This is a genomic window from Candidatus Uabimicrobium amorphum, from assembly GCF_009002475.1.
Classification (GTDB): Bacteria; Planctomycetota; Uabimicrobiia; order Uabimicrobiales; family Uabimicrobiaceae; genus Uabimicrobium; species Uabimicrobium amorphum.
This window is the reverse complement of the sequence record NZ_AP019860.1, coordinates 6,021,004-6,039,049: the sequence shown is the minus strand read 5'-3', so window position 1 is coordinate 6,039,049 and position 18,046 is coordinate 6,021,004. Positions and strand designations below refer to the sequence as shown.

Below are 18,046 nucleotides of genomic sequence, written 5' to 3'. Positions count from 1 at the left end.
AGGCACACCTTTTGCTCATTCACCACATAAGATTTCTAAAACACATAGAAGTTCTTCGTATGTAGTGTTATACTAAGGGTAAATAATCATTTTCTGTGGTCCAGATTTCTCTGTGACTGCTCTACCTCTAATAAAAATGAAAGGCAAACACTTTCCATTCCATACAAAGTGTTGATCATAAAAATGACAGAAGAAGTAAAAGTACAAAAGACGAAAAAACGACGACGTTTGTGGTTAAAAATACCTCTATATACGTTATTGTTCATCATTGTCCTAATCGCATTTCTTCCTCTATATTCGGGACTTTTTGTTGCGACAATTGTCGATGTTGTAGAACAAAAAACCGGGCGCAAAGCACAAATAGAGAGTTTATCCGTCAACGTATTCGGAGGAAGTGTATATGTCGGCGGAGTTTTGTTAAAAGAAGACAAGTCAGAAAACGATTTTGTCAAAGTTGACAAAGTAGAGTTCGACATTGCAATACTCTCACTCATTTTTGGCAATATCAACATTGCCAATGCCGAAGTTTCCGGAGTAGATGTTCATGTTGTCAAAGGTAAAGACGGAAAGTTCAACTTTCAATCTATTTTAGACAACCTTGCCAGTGTAGACGGTTCAAAACCGGCAAAAAATGTGGAGACGGAACTTCCGCAACAAGACACAGAAAAAGACACCACAAAACAACCGAGTTCAGACTCAAATCCCGTTGATTCACTGCGTTCTTTAGGGGTAAAAGTCACATTGGCGGACATCAACTTTCATTACGAAGATTTACAACAAAATAGTAGTTTCGCATTAAAGAAACTCAATTTCTTTTGTAATGTTGCAGGCCTAGATAATATCGGTTATCAGTCTAATTGGGAAAAAGCACAGTTTGAATCGCAAAACGGGAAAGAAGTCTCCGCCGGGCTTGTATATAGTCTAAGTGGAAACGCTGGAGTCGCCGCGAAAAAGGGAAAATTGAACTTGTATTCCAAAGGTTCTCTATCGTTTCTCGACATGTACGCCAAAGGTCTTGGTGACAAGGATGTAGAAAACACTAATTTAAAAGTTACACACGATTTTAGTGTGGATATGGCTTCTGGCGTTTGTAGTTTGAATGACTTACAACTCGAATCCGACTATCTAAACGTAAAGGGCTCCTCTGTCAAAATAGATAAACTAGACACCATCATTGAACATTTACAAGATATCGCAAAAAACGATAAGTTTGGTGATAAAGAAGCCGTCGAAAAATTTATACAGGCGCTGTCTTTCGAAAACTGGAGCGGAAATTTTTCTGTTTCGTTTGATTTAGATCAAGTCAAAACAGATTTCGGCAAGAGTATTATGGCCGCTGTAAATAAAAACCTACAAAAACAACAGAAGAAAGTGTTAGTCGAAGATACAACCGACTACAGTGGAGATGGCTTGAAAGAGCTGAGTGACTTTGGTGGAAAATTTAATTTTGAAGTCGCACTTAGTGGCAAAGAAAAAGCGGTAAACATCAATGAGAAATTTAATATCGCAAAGTTGTTTGTTGCAGGTAAAAGTCAAAAAGGCAAAGACGTGCGCATTAACTTTGATAAAATAGCACAAACATTTAACTTTGACGTAGGTTTTGAAAAAGAAAATGCACAGGCTAAGTTCGAATTAGGTGTGCACCCAACACAAAAAACTACGCTACTGAAAATATCTTTTGATTCATCGTTTAGCAATATTCTCGATAAGGGAAACCTAAAAGTAAACAAATCGAGTCAAAATGTTTTTATCGATTTTGATGTACTCAGTAATATCTTTGCTGATTTTCTTCCTCCGCAAACCAGTTTACACGGAAAATTTGACAACAAAGACTGGATTTCGCAACTATCTGACCAGAAAATGGAAATTGGCGGAAGCACAGAAATTTATGCACATGTAAAATCACCGAAAACGAAAGACTTACCACCATTTCATTTAACCGGGAAACGCTCTTTTTTTATGGATTTTGATGCGAATAAAATTCTGAAGAAAGTCACCATTAAAGACCTAAATTTTCAAACCAAAGGCAGTGATATTCTTGAATTAAAAGGAAAAGGAAACGTCAGCCTTGCTGGAAATGACCGCAATGATTTACAGGTAAAACTGGCCGTAAATTTAGGTGGCTTAGAGCCTTACATTAAGCCTTTTATTCCAGGCTTGCAACCACGTGGTAAGATTCAACACATTACACGTGTTGCCAAAAAAGGTGACAAAGTTAAAATCGCAGGAAATGGTGGAATTCGCAACTTGGCCTTTGTGTTACAATCGACTCCATACTCAATCCCCAAAGCGGACTGGAAACACGATATCGTAATGGCTCTTCAAGACAACCAGCCAACAAATGTAGAAATTCGTACCGTTAGCTTTAAGCATGAAGCCTTACAACTTAATGTTCACGGGGCTATCAAAGACATCGTCCTACAACCATTGTCATTTTCCACGGGAAAAGTGAAAGTGAAAAACAAAGGCAAGACCACCGTTACCGATGGTATTGATATTCGCGTAGATGGCGACTTGGAAAAAATTCCTTACTTTGTTCGCGAAATGGCAAAAAGTAGTGGCGTACACTTACAGAAACTACGTGGTAAATTCCTTTACAATACACGTCTACAAGGAAATTTAGACGAATTAAAAATACGCAACAAAATTCTATATCGCGGTGATTTGGCCATACGTTTACAAGATGGCGAAAAGTTTCTACCCACCATTGAATCAAACCATGGAGTGGACAGCGATATACAACTGGTCATAAAAGACCTTGGTAAGTTTAACGAAAAAAAAGCCCCACTAAACATCGAAATAAACCCCAAGTCACATTTCGGGTTAAACAAAGGCAAAGCACCTCTATTGTATAGCCGCTTGTCAGGAACAATTAGTAAAGATCAACAAGACCTACAGCTCAATAACCTCAGTGTTAAAGTACTCGGACATGGAAAACAAATTCAAGACTCCATTCCGGTAAACTTTATCGCTAAAAATGACGCATCTTTACGAAAAATGCTCCGCGAAGATTTAAAAATCGATGGAAAATTCAACATAAATACGACCCTAAACGGTTCACCACAAAATCTTACCGTGGAGTTTAGCAAAGATTTTACCCCGTTTATCTTGAAATTCACCGATGCCCAGAAAGGTGTATTGGTTGATAAGAAAAGTGATTTTGCTTTAGCATACGCTACGGAAATCCATTTACAAAAGCAAGATACACAAACATCTATTGACATCAAAAATTCCGTTCCTAAGCTAGGCCGTACAAAAATCAAAATGGGAAACCTGGCAATTGTACAACAACAAGACGATTTGCACATCACCGCAGAAGACGGTAAGAGTCCTGCAACGGTAATAAACATTGAAGAACTACCATTCTCCGAGCTAAGTGCGATGTTACCTATTATCGAAACTCTGAAGCTGCAAAATGCCAAACTACAATTCGAAATCGGTAATTTGGTTATGCACAAAAAAGCACAGGACATATCCGGAAAACTGTTTGGACGTATCACCATCCCTGAAATTGACTTGCCGCATATTCAAAAAGTTCTGGGTACGGAAAAAAAACCTGTGGCAAAAGAAGACAAACCCGCTCCTGTAACAAACGACGACAAAGCACAGGAAGACACGAATACAGAAACAGACGAGCATATAGTCACTTTGCCGCAAGAAGTGCGCGATATGTTGAGAAAGTTTATTGTCGATTTCAAGATTATCGTTGATAAGGCACAAATTGATGAACTAAACACCGCAAAGGATTTCACCGTAACAGCGGCGCTTAACGAAAAAGAAGCGAACAACATGTTCATGTTTGATGTCAACGGTCAGACCAACGATGGTAAACTATCGGTCACCGCGCAAGCAAATCTCGACAAAGAACACCCGGAGTGTAAATTCACCAGTGACATCGAAGAAATGTCATACACCACATCTCTATTTGGCTCTGTAACAGAGCGTCTCAATAGCGTTGTCCCCTTCCCGCTTTTTAACAAAATCAATTTTGCCGAAGGTGATGTTGTCAAGTTTAGTTTTAAAGGCGAAAATGTGTGGACAGGTCTCGACCCACGTGTGATCAAGAAGAGCTTACTGTCAAACGGCGAAACCTCTCTAAAGATCTCTGGAGGAAAATTTGACCTTGGTTTTGATATGTCAAATTTTGTCGACCTCGACAGTATAAAACAAGAACTAGAGGCACAAATCGCTCCGTTAAAATCACAATTATCTCAATTGCAAACGAACCTCACTGGTGGCAAAGGCAGCGTGAGTGGGTTACAAGAAACACTCACAACTCTTACTAAGAATATACAGCCTACCATTGATAAAAAACGCGAGACAGAGGGCCTTATCAACTCACTGAGTGAAAAACTCAAATACACACCACAGTTTTTACGTGGTCCCGTGGAAAAACAGTTGAAAAATACCCAAAAGTATTTATCAACTTATGATACCGAGATTGCGGAATATGAAGAGCAAAAAGGTAAATTGGAAACGCAAATTGCAGGTTGGCAAAAGAAAATCTCTGGATATCAACAACAAATAACCGACATGCAAAACAACATCCAACAAAAACAAGAAAGCTTAATGTCTAAACTAAAAATAGATGATCCTTTTGCTTTCGACTTTGGTTCGTTGTATATCGCGTTTAAAGTGACCAACGACTCCCCATACCAGGGTAACTCAAACAATTGGTCTTCACATCCTTTTAGCAAAGTAAACTACGTAGAAGTAAGTTTTACACCAAAGGGAAAACCTTTCCCTGCACTAAAGGGGTGGTGTAGTTTAGATGGAACCTATGATTTTCAATTTAAGCCGGCAGAGGAGTTTATGGAAAACCTAAAGCAAAAAGCACCTTTTCTCGCCAACTTTATTGAAAAAGAAAACGGCGTCTCATGGGGATCGTCGGGTTTTAAACCATCACCTGTGAATAAGTAATAGATAAAACAGTGGCGGTCATAAGACCGCCGCTTTTTTGGATAAAATTGATGAGTGACATACAAAAAATGATCGCAATGATACGCGAGCGCTTAATCTTAGAAAAAAACTACGCGGGAAGCTATGCGTATATCGATCCTACACAACGTAAGGAGCGACGAATGCCCCCTGCTGATACACCACAAAATCAAAGTAATGAACTGCCGCAACAGGGTAACAGCAATGATTCACTTAAATTAGCACAACAACAAGCGCTAAGCTGCACGAAATGCAAATTGGCCAAAACACGTACCCAAGTAGTCTTTGGTGTGGGATCGGCAAATCCCGACCTGGTAATTATCGGGGAAGCTCCTGGTTACTATGAGGACCAAAGCGGAGAACCGTTTGTTGGCAAAGCCGGGCAATTGTTGACAAAAATGCTCGCAGCAATACAAATCCGCCGTGAGGATGTTTACATTTGCAATGTGATAAAATGTCGTCCGCCAAACAATCGCAACCCAGACCCTGATGAAATTGTCGCGTGTCGTCCGTGGTTACAACAACAACTGCAAATACTTCGTCCCAAAGTCCTATGTAGTATGGGTAAATTTGCCGCGCAGTTTTTGACAAATACACAGCAAGCAATGTGGACATATCGCGATAAAACTTTTGATTACGAAGGTATACCGGTCATCTGTACCTATCACCCCGCGTACTTATTACGCAATACAGAAGAAAAGAAAAAGGCGTGGGTTGACCTCAAGAGACTCAAGGCTTTGTTATTGGAATTGCAAGATAAGTAAAAAATAGGACGGTGCACACCGTCCTATTTTTTTCCTCGCGATAGTAAATGATTGTAGATTACGATGGCGCTGGAGTGAAACAATATACTAATACAACTGAATACAACTAAATGCAAACAAAACGTCTCAAGTGCACCAAGGTACAAGGAAAGACGAACACCATTTATTTGCAACCTCATAATCGCAAAATAACCGACAACACATAAAATCAGGCCAAATAGCATACTTCCGAACCAAAAATAAACTTTCCACCAACATCCCTTAGTCAGGGAAAAAGAACGTCGAATGGCACCTATTGAAGTAACATCTTCCATCACCACAATCGGCAAAACAACAGGCGTACATACCACCAAGCGCACACTCACATACAAAAAAAGACCAATGATCGCGTAGCGGTAAATGGCGGACATACTTTTGGCCATGTCAAGTGCTAGATAAGCGAGCGTAAGAGTAAAGACAAGAGGAAAAATAATCATAAACATCGCAAAAATACTCGTTATTCCTCTTTCAATCGCCGAAGAAAAACTAAATGTTTTTTTTGTATACACATGGTGCAAACCATATAATATCATGGCAGAAACAAAAATTTCTAAAGCCATACCTAGAATAGCAATAGGAATATGAATCACTGGCTCATTGGCAAAAATCTCCACACATATATTGATAAAAATGGCAAACGCCACAAGTATGACTGCAACAAAAAAATAGCGATTGATCGCTAGTCGCAGACTACGTTTAAAAAAATCTTGAATACCACTAATTGTAAAATCATTCATAACAACAACCCATATATAGAAAAAATTTCTGGTTTTGTTGACATTGACTGCACAAAGAAGAGTAAACTAGGAGATCACGAAAACCAGGAAATGAATACGCAATATTCAAACACATTATTTGTAATATTACCAGTATTTATTGAAAGGGAAACATTTGAAAATAATAGCTATTTCTGATTCCCACAACAAACATAACGAATTATGTATTCCCCCTGGTGACGTCTTCATTCATGCAGGTGATGCGACAAATATAGGACGCATTCACGAATTGCAAAGTTTCAGTGCATTTGTAAACAGCTTACCACATCCACATAAAATTATTATTGCTGGTAACCACGACCCCTGTTATGAGCAGTATAACTTCTGCGACTTTTTTCATAACGCACATTTTTTAGTTGATGAATGTATCGTTATAGACAATATAAAATTCTACGGAAGTCCATGGACACCTGCACACTGGGCATACCATTGCGAAAAAGATTCTTTACAAGACAAATGGCAAAATATCCCTCATGATGTTGATGTTCTCATCACTCATATGCCACCTGCCAAAATTTTAGACTTTGATGTCAATGCCCACAAACATCAAGGTTGCAAATATCTTGCCAAACGTGTACAGCAAATACAACCGAAGTATCATATTTTCGGCCACGTTCACAGCAACGGCACGCATCAATGGAATCGTACAACTTTCATTAACGCTAGTGTATGTGGCAACAGATATCAACTAGAGTATCCTCCCAGTGTTTTTTATCTGTAATTTTTTTTCTTAGAAAATATTCGCCATAAAAATTATCGTGACGACTACGCTGCGATTCTCTTAGTTTACAGTATCAAGGAGACAAATATCTTAACAATATTGTTAACTAATTTTTGTTTACATGCATGTATTTGGGATCGCGACACAATGAACATGGAACGTCTCAAACCTATTTTAGATTTTTGAGTTTTGAAAGGTACGGTAAAAATGAACTGGTTTAAGAATGTATTTGGTATTTTTTTAGAATGGTCTATTCAAAGATGGATTTTATGGACCGGAAAAAAAATAAAAGTAAAAGACGCGCCGTGGCTGGTTGGTCCGGTTAACTTTGAAACAAAAATAGGGAGCGAATTTTATAAAAAGTACGCCGCAAGGGAAAATCTTTCCATACACGAATGTACAGAAGATAAGGGACTCCTTGATGATTTTAACGCTTTACACAGCGAAAGCTTTGACACCAACAAAGTAGATCCCGACGTTCTCGAATTTTACGAAAAAACCGCCAACTTTAGTTTAGATGTATGGTCACAATGGTACGGAGTTATGTCTATAGGTGCCAAAATTCTCATCAGCACCGTCTCTAAACAAATTGAACAACTCAATCTACCATTGTCCTCCTTAGATACTAGCCAAGGAATGACCAGCCAAGTGATCCAACTACGCCGTGAAAACGGGGAAGTGGCATACACTTGTTGGTTGCGAAAAGTCAAAGCAACCGATCAAGTCGTATACGCTGGGTTCTACACGACCTGCACTCCTCCCAGATACGGAAAACCTTGTGTAAAAGTTTTTTTCCCTTTACCTCGAGGCTATGTAACGGTAATTTTGCGCCCGCAGCTAGAAGCAGATGGCTCGTTCAAATTAATATCCTACGGAAAAAAGATAGGTGATCCGGGCTACTATCGCATACATCAAGTCGACGAAGAAACGATCAAAATCAAATATGTACCAATAAAAGAAGTAATTCACGTCTACAATGACGAAGAAAAAGTTCTACGTACCGATCATGAATTTCGTTTTTTAGGTATGAAATTATTGAAACTACACTACAAAATTAACCGTAAATATCCTAAATAAAATGAGTCAATACGTATAGCACTTCGTAAACTCCCCCTGTGGAGTTGTCAGGGGTAGGTTTTTGGCTAAACACATATATAGAAAAGAGATAAAAACTTTTTCACTGACGAATCCCCGGTTGTCATCCCTGGCTTTACCAGGGATCCAGGCGTTTACAAGTCGACTTTATATTGTGGATTCCTGCTTTCGCAGGAATGACACCCTGGGGAACTTTAGTTTGAAATAATATCTACTTTTAGCCATAAGCACCTTGCATCATGTAACTTACATAAAACCTACCCTTGTCAGCCCAAGCCCATTGACTTAAGAAAATCTAGTAAGTAGGTTTTCGTTTTCTTTTATAGTAATTAACTTGTTTTCGAGGAGATTTAACTCGGGGTCGAGGGCGATCTTTTCGAATGCAAGTAGGAGAAGAAAGAAAAAGTTGAGTAAGTTTTTCAAAAAGTAAATCAGAGTCATTTTCAAAAAGTAAATCAAGAGCGTAGTTTTTAATGGTATTAAAAGAAACGGATTTATTGACCTGCTGAGGATACTTATTGCTAGAAGTTTTCTGATCAAGAATATCTTGAGCATCTTCAATAAGAATAGATTCAAGACCACTAATGTAAATAGTAGCATAGAAATCTTGTTGAACAGATAGAGTAGTTTTGCCAGTGAAATTCTCAAGGTCAAGACGGTTTTTAATGCGATCAAAGAAAGTTTCTATACCCCATCTAAACCAATAAAGCTCTTTAAAATCATCAGTGGGGTACAATTGTTCATCCACTAAGGAAGAAACAAGGACTTCAACATCACCTGTATCAAGCATAACACGAACAAAACGTACAGAAATTTTCGATGGTAGAGACTGGTCATTAACTAATTTCTTTTTATCGTCAGGAGGTTCAATAGTTGTAATACAGCTCTCAATTTTCTGCTTAAACATTTTGTTTGCTTGATAGAAAGAATTAACAGGACATCTAACTACAAAATTGATACCTTTTTTACATAAATGTGCTAACAGGGTATATGAACAATAACCTCTGTCGAAGAGAATGAGATCATTTTCATTTGCATGTTGAAAGTGTTTGTAAGCAAATAGCTCTTCATCTTTTTTACAGTGTCCTATTTCGCTATCAATTGCGATTTCGTTTAGTAGATCATAAAGTACTGACACTGTTGCAAATGCGTGTGATCCTTCTACACTTATGTTTTTATTTTTATATCTTATTGTGCCAAAATGTTCTTCTATCTCTTTTTCATTTGGAAGTCTTACTTTTGATCCGTCTATTGCACATAGACGAAAACCTTTGTATTTTCTGTAGTCTTCATCTTCATACAATGTTTCAACTACTGCTTGCTTATTTAACTCTATAAAGGCTGTATAATTCAGCTTTTTCCTTGCTTTTGTATATGCTCCTGAGGTTACCGTTGTAAAATTTGTAAGCAAGTCTTTTACGAATTCGTTTAGCCTATTTTGTATTGATTTTATGCTTTTACGTATCATGAATACCATTAATCTTGAAAAAGGTAGTTTTCTTTCTCTTGTAAAGTCTTTTTCGTTTTTACGATGCATTTTTTTGAAACGCTCTGACTCTAATAGTTCTTTACTTTTATCTATTACTCTTTTTTTTCATAATCTCTTCTTTTACTGTTTTAAATTATTTTATACTATATACTTACGCTTAAGTCAATGGGCTTGCCTTGTCAGCCCTGTGCGGGAGTAATCGGCGAAGCCGATTGTGGGGGCACCAAGTACTACGGAATATCTATACTTAAGCAACTTTCACAAATCAATGTTCCAAAGCACTAGTCCTCAAGCGACTCTAAATTTTCGGACTTATTCAATCTCAAGGCCTTTTTCCATTTTTTCAAAATCTCATTCATACTGTTGAGTGAAAATGGTTTGGCAAGAAAATCACTCATACCGCTATTTAAACATTCCTTGCGACTTTCCGTAGTAACATCTGCGGTAAGGGCAATTAAAAGAGGGCGATTTTCCCCATATTTTTGCACGATAGCCTTTGCTGTTTCCAGTCCATTTAACTTTGGCATGTGTACATCCATTAAAATGATATCGTAGGTGTTTTTTTCCAAAGCATCCAGCACTTGTTGGCCATCATTGACCACTTTAGCGTTATATCCCAAGTGATCTAGTGTATCAATGGCAACTTCACGGTTGACCTCGCTATCATCTGCGACCAAGATCTTTAACGAAGAGCGTCTTTCTACTTTGTTCAATGTCTTGGTACTTTTCAGAGGTCTCTTTCGCGCGGCAATCACTGGTAGTGTGAAGAAAAATTGCGAACCAATTTGCTCCATACTTTCTACCCATATCTTTCCATCTAAAAGTTTTACTAGTCGAGAACAAATTGCCAATCCTAAGCCACTACCTCCGTATTTCCTTGCAATAGAAGTGTCTTCTTGTGAAAACGCTTTGAAAATAGAAGAAACTTTTTCTTTGGCGATTCCAATTCCTGTGTCTTTTACCATAAATCGTAGTCGTATCACTTCGTCCTTTTGCGAAATTTTTTCTATCGAAATAGTGATTTGCCCTTCTTCTGTAAATTTGATGGCGTTGTTTATTAGGTTTGTTAAAATTTGCCGTACTCTCACGACATCCGATGTTACAACGGAAGGAACTTCTTCATCGATTTGTGTTGTGATTTTGATACCTTTTTGTTGCGCTCTTTGTCCGAATAATGTGATAAGTTCATTGATCAACTTATGCAAGTCAAATGGTTGTTGTTCTAATTCTAGTTTGCCAGACTCGATCTTCGAAAAATCCAAGATATCGTTCACGATACCAAGTAGATGTTTACTACTGGTGTAAATCACGTCTAAATATTTTTTTTGTTTTCCCGACAACTCGGTATGAATGAGTAACTCCGACATCCCAATGACACCATTGATAGGGGTGCGAATTTCGTGACTCATTGTCGCTAAAAATTTCGATTTGGCCCGTGCTGCGAATTCCGCCTTCTGTTTGGTGCTCAACAACTCAACTTCCATTTTTCGTTGCATCGTTACATCTCTAAAAACGAGTACAACGCCCAATGTTTTGTTGTCTTCCGTTTTAAGAGGTGTCATATTGCACTCAACACAATACTTGCGACCGTCTTTAGAGATTAAGCGTGTATCAGTGCCCGCGGCAAGTCGAATTTTCTTTGTCAGACTTCTCTGCATTGGCTCCGTCATTGTTTGCGAGCTTTCGGTTCGAAAAACTTTCTCAATGGATTTACCTTTGCCATCTAAAAAGTTCCAACCGGTTAAATTTTCGGCGACATAGTTCATAAATGTAATTTTACCACTTACATCCGTGGTAATAATGGCATCGGCGATACTTGACAAAGTAACGTGCAAAAATTTCTTCTGCTCTTCCAACTCAAATTGAACCTCGTAACGCTCTGTCATATCTTGGGCAATAAAGAGCATGCCTAAGACTTTATCACTACTATCAATTAATAAAGAACCTGACAAGGCCATAGAAATTTTACAACCATCTTGTTTTAAATATTCACAGCGAATGTTATTGCCGATCATTTTTTTCTTGGTAATTGTACTGGTGCGAAACATTTCGTCGTTATCGATTATTTTCGCATATGGTTGACCTATCAATTCGTCTTTTTCGTATTCTAGAAGATCGAGAAGTGATTTGTTCACCATGGTAATATTGCCTTCAATGTCAACAACAACCAGCGTATCTGACATCGACTCGATAATTTTGTTCAAGTATTTTCGATTCCGCAAGTCTTGCACGATGCTACTGAATGTTTTCGCTAAAACGGAAATTTCGTCCTTAGAACTGCGATGGCTAATTTGTACATCAAAGTTACCTTTTCCCACTTCGATGGCCGCATCTTTTATTTCCACAATAGGCCTGACCATCAATTGCGAAGACCTGAAGCTAATAAAAAGAGTGATGAATATCGTAAAGACACACATTGCGATTACAAAAAACAAAGCACGGCTCCGCGTATTTTTTACAAGATGTTTCATTCTTTCCCATTCAACCCTTTGACTGATCAACGATGACTCTATTGCGTTGAAAAATTCATTTTCTTGTATTAAAAATACTTTTTCGTACTCCAAGATTTCTTCGAGATTGTGACCTTTTTCTTGTAAATCCATGATTTTCTGACATGTGTCGATAAACAACTGCCCATTAAATTTTATTTTTTTTAGATGCTTTGCGTGCTGTGGAAAATGGTTGGTGATAAACTTCTCGTAATCTTCCATAGCCATGCGACATAAATTTTTACTAAATTCGATTTCTTTTTTAGCGATAATTTTTTTGTTTTCGTTGTCAGTCACAATCGACGTATGTACCGCCAATAGCATTTTCATGCTAGCGAACTCGGCTTCTCGTAAACTAACAACCGCCGGTATTGCTTTATCAACAAGATTGCTAATGACTTCTTCTGAATAGCTCATAAAGCGGAGACTTAAAAAACTATTAACGATCACCACTAAAGCAATCGCTACATGTCCAAGCGTGAGTTTCATAAATATTTTCATAGGTTCCTCCTATGTTCGCATTAAATGAAGAAGTTTCAACAACCTCTCAACTTTAAATTTTATTTATCTCTGAATTGATACTCAAACTAGGCATGGCAGTAGATGTGTTATTTTTTGAGTTTTTCGTATTTATCAGAAACGATAATCAATTGCCTGTAATATTTTAGTCTTTACATTTTTGTTTTACAAAAAATTTCTAGCAATCTATTACCTCTCTAAAAGATTTGGCAGGATGAAAACTTTATCCTGTTCCTCCTGTCCTCCCTGTCAATCTTACTTGCGTTTTTTATAATCATCGCGAATATGTTTCTGAAAAATATGCAAATTTTCTTCGTGTTTTTCTACAGTTTCTTTTATCAATTTCGCAATTTCAGGATTGGGGTCTTTGCTATTGAACAAAAACGTACGATAGATAAGGTCATAACCCAAAAAGTGTCGGAGTATTTGATAGACAATCAATCTTTTTGCATCGTCTTTACTCGCCGCTTGCGTATTGACTTCACGCAACATTGTCACTTCGACTCCCATGATCATATTACTTTTCTTCTTAGATTTCTTTTCTTTCAGCCAATAAAAATAAGCCAAGGCTGCGCCATCGTACTTGTAAATTTTATGGATCTTCGCAAATTGTTCCATCTCAGGAAAGTTTTTGATATTGTGAAAGGTTTGCTGAAAAGCATTTCCTGTTTGCTGCGACAATTTTTGTGCGAAATCGGTATATTGTTCAAATTTGAGTCTATCTGCATCTCGCTTTTGGTAATGTTTTCGATAAAGGGTATGCTTCGTTGTGTAATAGCTAGAAGTTATGATAACCACCACTAACACAATACAATTGAACATCATGGCGGAACTATCCCGCTCCGAAATTTTGTTGGGGTTATTCTTTATATCAATACCGGCGAACTCTATCCAGCTTTCAGAAGAATGCGCCTCTAAATATGCCCCGCGAAATAACGCCACAGAAAGAACCATCGCAAAGGCGGCGACGAAAAGGATGACAGCGCCAGCGACGAAAATCACAACCTCAAACTCCTCTTCAGACATACTATGTCCTAAAAAGACTGTCGTGATCATAAAGCCAAATAAAATAGGTAAGGTAATACCCGTCAGTAGCGTCATTGTTGGCCAAAAGTGGTGAACCTTCCCGGCAAAACAGATCGCAATCCCACCACGAAGGATGAAAACCGTACCAATTAAACAAGTGACGCATGTAATAATGCAGATCGAGAAACTGGGTACGATGTTATTTATAATTTGGTCCACAAAAAAACCAGCAGCTACCACAAATATTATTGCACCGAGAATAAAGTTGATTTTGGGAACAATACGTAACTTATGCGATAACTTTTTCTTTTTGTAGCCTAAACGCGTCATTTGTAACATGATTAAACCGATCATCACGCCAAAAATGGACATAAGATGCAAAAAGACTTCGCGTGTGCTTGCCTCCTGGAAGTATAAATATATTCCTTTGCATACTAAAAACGCATTTGAAGCCATTATGAACACAGCGTAGATCCCTAAAGTAATGCGAATCATACGCGCAACGCGACTATTATGGTTTTTTTCATCGTTCAGAAAATTATAGACAACGATCATCACCGGAATAATGGCTGCAACAAAAGCAATACCAAGTAAACCTTTGTAAGGTTGGCGTCTTATAATCATGGCGCAAATGGGCAAACAGCAAAAAATAACCCACATTGATCCAATCCATACATTTCTCATGCTTTTCTCCAAAACTTTTGAAAAATTAACTAGGGTGTAAATCGATAGAAAAGATCGGCGGGGATAGAATGAAAATAGCCAATACCACTTGCCACTTCGTTATTGTCATACGCCTGAAATGACTTCGCTCCCTCTTTTACAGCGTGTAGCAAAGCGCGCAAGTACTGTTGCGCATCTTCACAAATGTTGACTTGTTGCATGATAGACTCCACTTTACGAATGGCGTCGATACATGCTTTTGTCGAAGGATCGCGTCCCCAGCGTTTGCTCTCCGACTCCAAATAGTAAAGAACAATTTCCCGCCATGCTTGTTCTACATCTTTTGATGTATATGAATTCATACAGTTCCCTCATTTTTTTTGCGTTTATTTTTCAATTTAGGTGGTAGCTCTAAGCGAAGAATAGGTAATTTTTCGATTTGCCGTGGGTACTCTGTCAATTCGGTGTACGATAGATCCAAGTAATGTAGAGAGGATAGATTTTCTAACTCCTGGGGAAGTTCTTCTATCGGAGTATTTGCTAAATATAGCGCCTTTAGAGCGGTTAATTTCCCTATTTCTTTTGGTAATTTTTCGATTGCCGTATGACACAAGTTTAATTCAGTTAAATGAATCAGTTGCCCTATCTCTTTTGGTAATTTGGTTATTCCTGTGTGTGATAAGTTTAAGACGCTTAGCCTACTTAGTTGACCTATTTCTTTTGGTACACTGGTGATTTGTGTATTGCTCAAATTGAGTTGGTTTAGTGAAGTGAGTTGTCCTATTTCTTGTGGTAGCTCGTTTATTTTTCTGTTGTGCAAATCCAAATTCTGTAGAGAAGAGAGTTGACCAATCTCTTTAGGTAACTTTTTAATTTCGGTATTCTCTAAACGAAGTTGTGTAAGTGCTTTTAAATATCCAATTTCCTTTGGTAGTTTTGTAATCTTTGTCAATCGTAAATCTAAATCTTCTAAAAACGTCAATTGCCCTATTCCTTTTGCCAATTTTGTAAGTAGTGTATTGGATACATCTAAATGTGTCAGGGATTTTAACTCGTACACCTCTTTGGGGAGTTTTTTTATTTTTGTACTGCGTAAATTTAAATTTTTAAGCGAGCTTAGTTGTCTAATTTCTTTTTTTAATTTGGAAATGGGTGTCTTTGATACATCTAGATGCGTCAGGGACTTTAATTCATACACCTCTTTCGGGAGTTCTTCTATTTTTGAATTATGCAACTCCAGCTTTGTCAACGATCTTAGTTGCGTAATTTCCGTTGGTAAATCTGTGATCTGCGTATTGGAGGCATTCAAACAGGTGAGGCGCGAAAGTTTGCTAATTTCACTGGGGACTTCCTCTATAAAATGTGGCAACGACAAATGTGTAAGAGATGTCAGCTGAACAAATTCCTTTGGTAACTCCCACATCGGACACCCAGTTAAACTTAAGGTTGTCAAAGAAGTCAGCTTCGCAATTTCCGCCGGTAATTCAGAAAAAAAAGAATGGAACAAATTTAACTTTGTTAGTTTCGGTAAGTTATACACCTCTTCAGGTAGTTGTTTCACACGGGTATAGCACAAACTCAATTCTTTTAGTGAACGCAAACGCTCCATACCCTTTGGCAACTCTGTAATATTTGATCCTCCCACCTCTAATTTTGTGATAAACGGGAGAAATTGTACATCGAGTAACTCAGGAGCCGACTCCGAGTAAAGTATATATTGCGCGCGCCATAGCAAAGCAACTTCACGACTAAAATTGCAGTTAGTAAACGTATCCTTGGTGATCTCGCCGACCCCTAAGTGTAAATCGGTGCGAAAAGAACAATTATCAAAAACATTGTTCTGGAGTTTAACGGGTTTATCATCCAAAAAAAAAGCACAGCCATGGTACGCGGTGTTACTTTCTATGTGTTCTAGCGACTTTGATTTTACCGTTTTCATCAATTTGTGGCGAGGATACCCCGACTTCTATAAGTTGGGGAGGAATCGCCACTCGGACGCGAATGCGCGAAGCATGAGCACGATGGTTTTTTCAATCTCGCATCTCCTTTCTGGAAATAAAAATATCCATCAACTTGTTGTATCAAGTGACAATAACGATAAGAAATACCTTGTATTGTAGAATTATTCGTTTTGATATTGAAATATCCGTTAGATCTTACGGCAACACGACCAACATAAACACCCTTTTTCTTACCTTTTGTCACAACGGCTTTTATGATGTCACCCGTTTGAAAGTCTTTTACCCTTTTTTGACTTTTCGCTGTTGTACGAGGAAATCCAAATTGATCCACGCGACACATTTGCCTACTGCCCCTACCTTGAGATTGGATACCCAAAGGTATTAGGTCTTCAGAAATAGTTACATTCTCTCCACTCTTTCCTGCACAGGCAGCATCAATCCAGTGTTGTTTGTTGAATCCGTTGTGTCGACGATTTGCTTTTGTTTTTCCTCCACTTGCAAACTCTACATCTATACCGAGTTTCTTTAACTGGTTGCCGATGACGTAGCGTGTTGTGTTGATACTTGCAGCATCTCGCAGTGTTTTTTTACTATAAGACACAATTTTCTGTAATCTTTTGTTGTCTTTGCTAAGAAAATCATGGATATCACCATTACCTTTGTTTTCGTTGCACTTACGACAACTAATGGTCAGATTAGATACACGATTACTTCCGCCTTTACTTCGTGGATGAATGTGATCTATCTCCAATGCAACATTTTCTGCATCGCAATAGGCGCATTGATGATTCCATTTGTAAAGTAGGTATTCGCGAATCTCGTAGCCAAACAGTGTTCCTTGTTGATACATTACGCCTGAAATCTCAGGATTTTGTAGCTTCTGGGTATCAAAACGATTTGTTTCTACACACAAATTGTCAATTGGTGTATAAGTGAGTAGTTTTTTCGTCCAATTAAAGATGTTATCTACTTTTGATTTTAAAGAAGGTGCAATCCATTCTTTTTTTCTTGTACGATTACTGAATCTTGGTGGGCGATATCGTGTTTTACGATTGCGACGACTACGGCGAATTGCACGCCTTTTGCTTAGCAAATCGACTATTTTTTCGCCGCGATGCTCTAGTTCTGCTGCCCAAGTAACGATTGTACCTTTTTGAAAAAATACGACAAGAGCCATTCCCGTAATTTTGCTTCCCGGATCAAACTTGAGTTGCACCTTCTGTAAGTCTCCTTCTGTTCTTTTTTGGAGAATAATGGTGAAGGGTTCTTGTCTGTAGACACTTGCTTTTCTTTCTTTTAACAATTGTCGTGCTCTCGCCGGAGAGCATGGCATTAGAGGTTTTCTATTTTTACTGAGTACAAACACTCTTCTTTGCATCAAAGCTATCTTTCTTTGTAAAGTACCAAATTACTTTGGTTTCTCGGTTTAGAACCGGTAAAGGTCTCCTCGCTAATGTTATGAAACGGTTTTGTATGTTAGCAGCACTGGCTTAACCCACTACACCTGTTTAACTACTAACCGTAGAGTCTGGAGCTGGAGAAGCACCCCAGAGTACCTATATTTTC

The 18,046-nt window shown here is 38.1% G+C and carries 11 protein-coding genes; 4 read left to right on the top strand and 7 right to left on the bottom strand.

The features are described from left to right. The first annotated feature begins 183 nt into the window (after nucleotides 1-183). Both UABAM_RS21905 and UABAM_RS21900 read left to right on the top strand, forming a co-directional pair. A complete protein-coding gene (locus tag UABAM_RS21905; RefSeq protein ID WP_151970128.1) occupies nucleotides 184-4,920 on the top strand; it encodes a DUF748 domain-containing protein in 4,737 nt (1,578 codons plus the stop codon). Nucleotides 4,921-4,970: 50 nt separating this feature from the next. Beyond that, entirely contained in the window at nucleotides 4,971-5,702 is a 732-nt protein-coding gene (locus UABAM_RS21900) for a uracil-DNA glycosylase (protein WP_151970127.1), read from the top strand. Between the two features lie 23 nt (nucleotides 5,703-5,725). Here the strand turns inward: UABAM_RS21900 and UABAM_RS21895 are convergent, their stop codons facing one another. Continuing rightward, nucleotides 5,726-6,478: a hypothetical protein gene (locus UABAM_RS21895; protein WP_151970126.1), complete on the bottom strand. Its 753-nt coding sequence runs from the start codon at nucleotides 6,476-6,478 to the stop codon at nucleotides 5,726-5,728. 154 nt (nucleotides 6,479-6,632) lie between these two features. On the opposite strand from UABAM_RS21895, the gene UABAM_RS21890 reads away from it, so the two are divergent. Together UABAM_RS21890 and UABAM_RS21885 are read left to right on the top strand one after the other, a co-directional pair. After that, nucleotides 6,633-7,238, top strand: coding sequence for a metallophosphatase domain-containing protein (locus UABAM_RS21890; protein WP_173013481.1), 606 nt, complete (start codon nucleotides 6,633-6,635; stop codon nucleotides 7,236-7,238). Between the two features lie 207 nt (nucleotides 7,239-7,445). Beyond that, a complete protein-coding gene (locus UABAM_RS21885; protein WP_151970124.1) occupies nucleotides 7,446-8,315 on the top strand; it encodes a hypothetical protein in 870 nt (289 codons plus the stop codon). Between the two features lie 313 nt (nucleotides 8,316-8,628). On the opposite strand, the gene UABAM_RS21880 is transcribed toward UABAM_RS21885, so the two are convergent. The 6 genes from UABAM_RS21880 to iscB all read right to left on the bottom strand — a co-directional run bounded on the left by UABAM_RS21880 (nucleotide 8,629) and on the right by iscB (nucleotide 17,858). Further along, nucleotides 8,629-9,915: an IS4 family transposase gene (locus UABAM_RS21880; protein WP_261344000.1), complete on the bottom strand. Its 1,287-nt coding sequence runs from the start codon at nucleotides 9,913-9,915 to the stop codon at nucleotides 8,629-8,631. Between the two features lie 188 nt (nucleotides 9,916-10,103). After that, nucleotides 10,104-12,812, bottom strand: coding sequence for a PAS domain S-box protein (locus UABAM_RS21875; protein ID WP_151970123.1), 2,709 nt, complete (start codon nucleotides 12,810-12,812; stop codon nucleotides 10,104-10,106). Between the two features lie 273 nt (nucleotides 12,813-13,085). Next, nucleotides 13,086-14,540, bottom strand: coding sequence for a hypothetical protein (locus UABAM_RS21870; protein WP_151970122.1), 1,455 nt, complete (start codon nucleotides 14,538-14,540; stop codon nucleotides 13,086-13,088). A 29-nt stretch (nucleotides 14,541-14,569) separates the two neighbouring features. Beyond that, nucleotides 14,570-14,881, bottom strand: coding sequence for a hypothetical protein (locus UABAM_RS21865; RefSeq protein ID WP_151970121.1), 312 nt, complete (start codon nucleotides 14,879-14,881; stop codon nucleotides 14,570-14,572). Beyond that, nucleotides 14,878-16,458 (bottom strand): leucine-rich repeat domain-containing protein, encoded by a 1,581-nt coding sequence (locus UABAM_RS21860; protein WP_151970120.1) that lies wholly within the window; start codon nucleotides 16,456-16,458, stop codon nucleotides 14,878-14,880. Before UABAM_RS21860 ends, UABAM_RS21865 begins: the two co-directional genes overlap by 4 nt. Then, entirely contained in the window at nucleotides 16,458-17,858 is a 1,401-nt protein-coding gene (gene iscB, locus UABAM_RS21855) for an RNA-guided endonuclease IscB (RefSeq protein ID WP_151970119.1), read from the bottom strand. The genes UABAM_RS21860 and iscB overlap by 1 nt, the downstream gene beginning before the upstream one ends. Nucleotides 17,859-18,046: the final 188 nt, after the last annotated feature.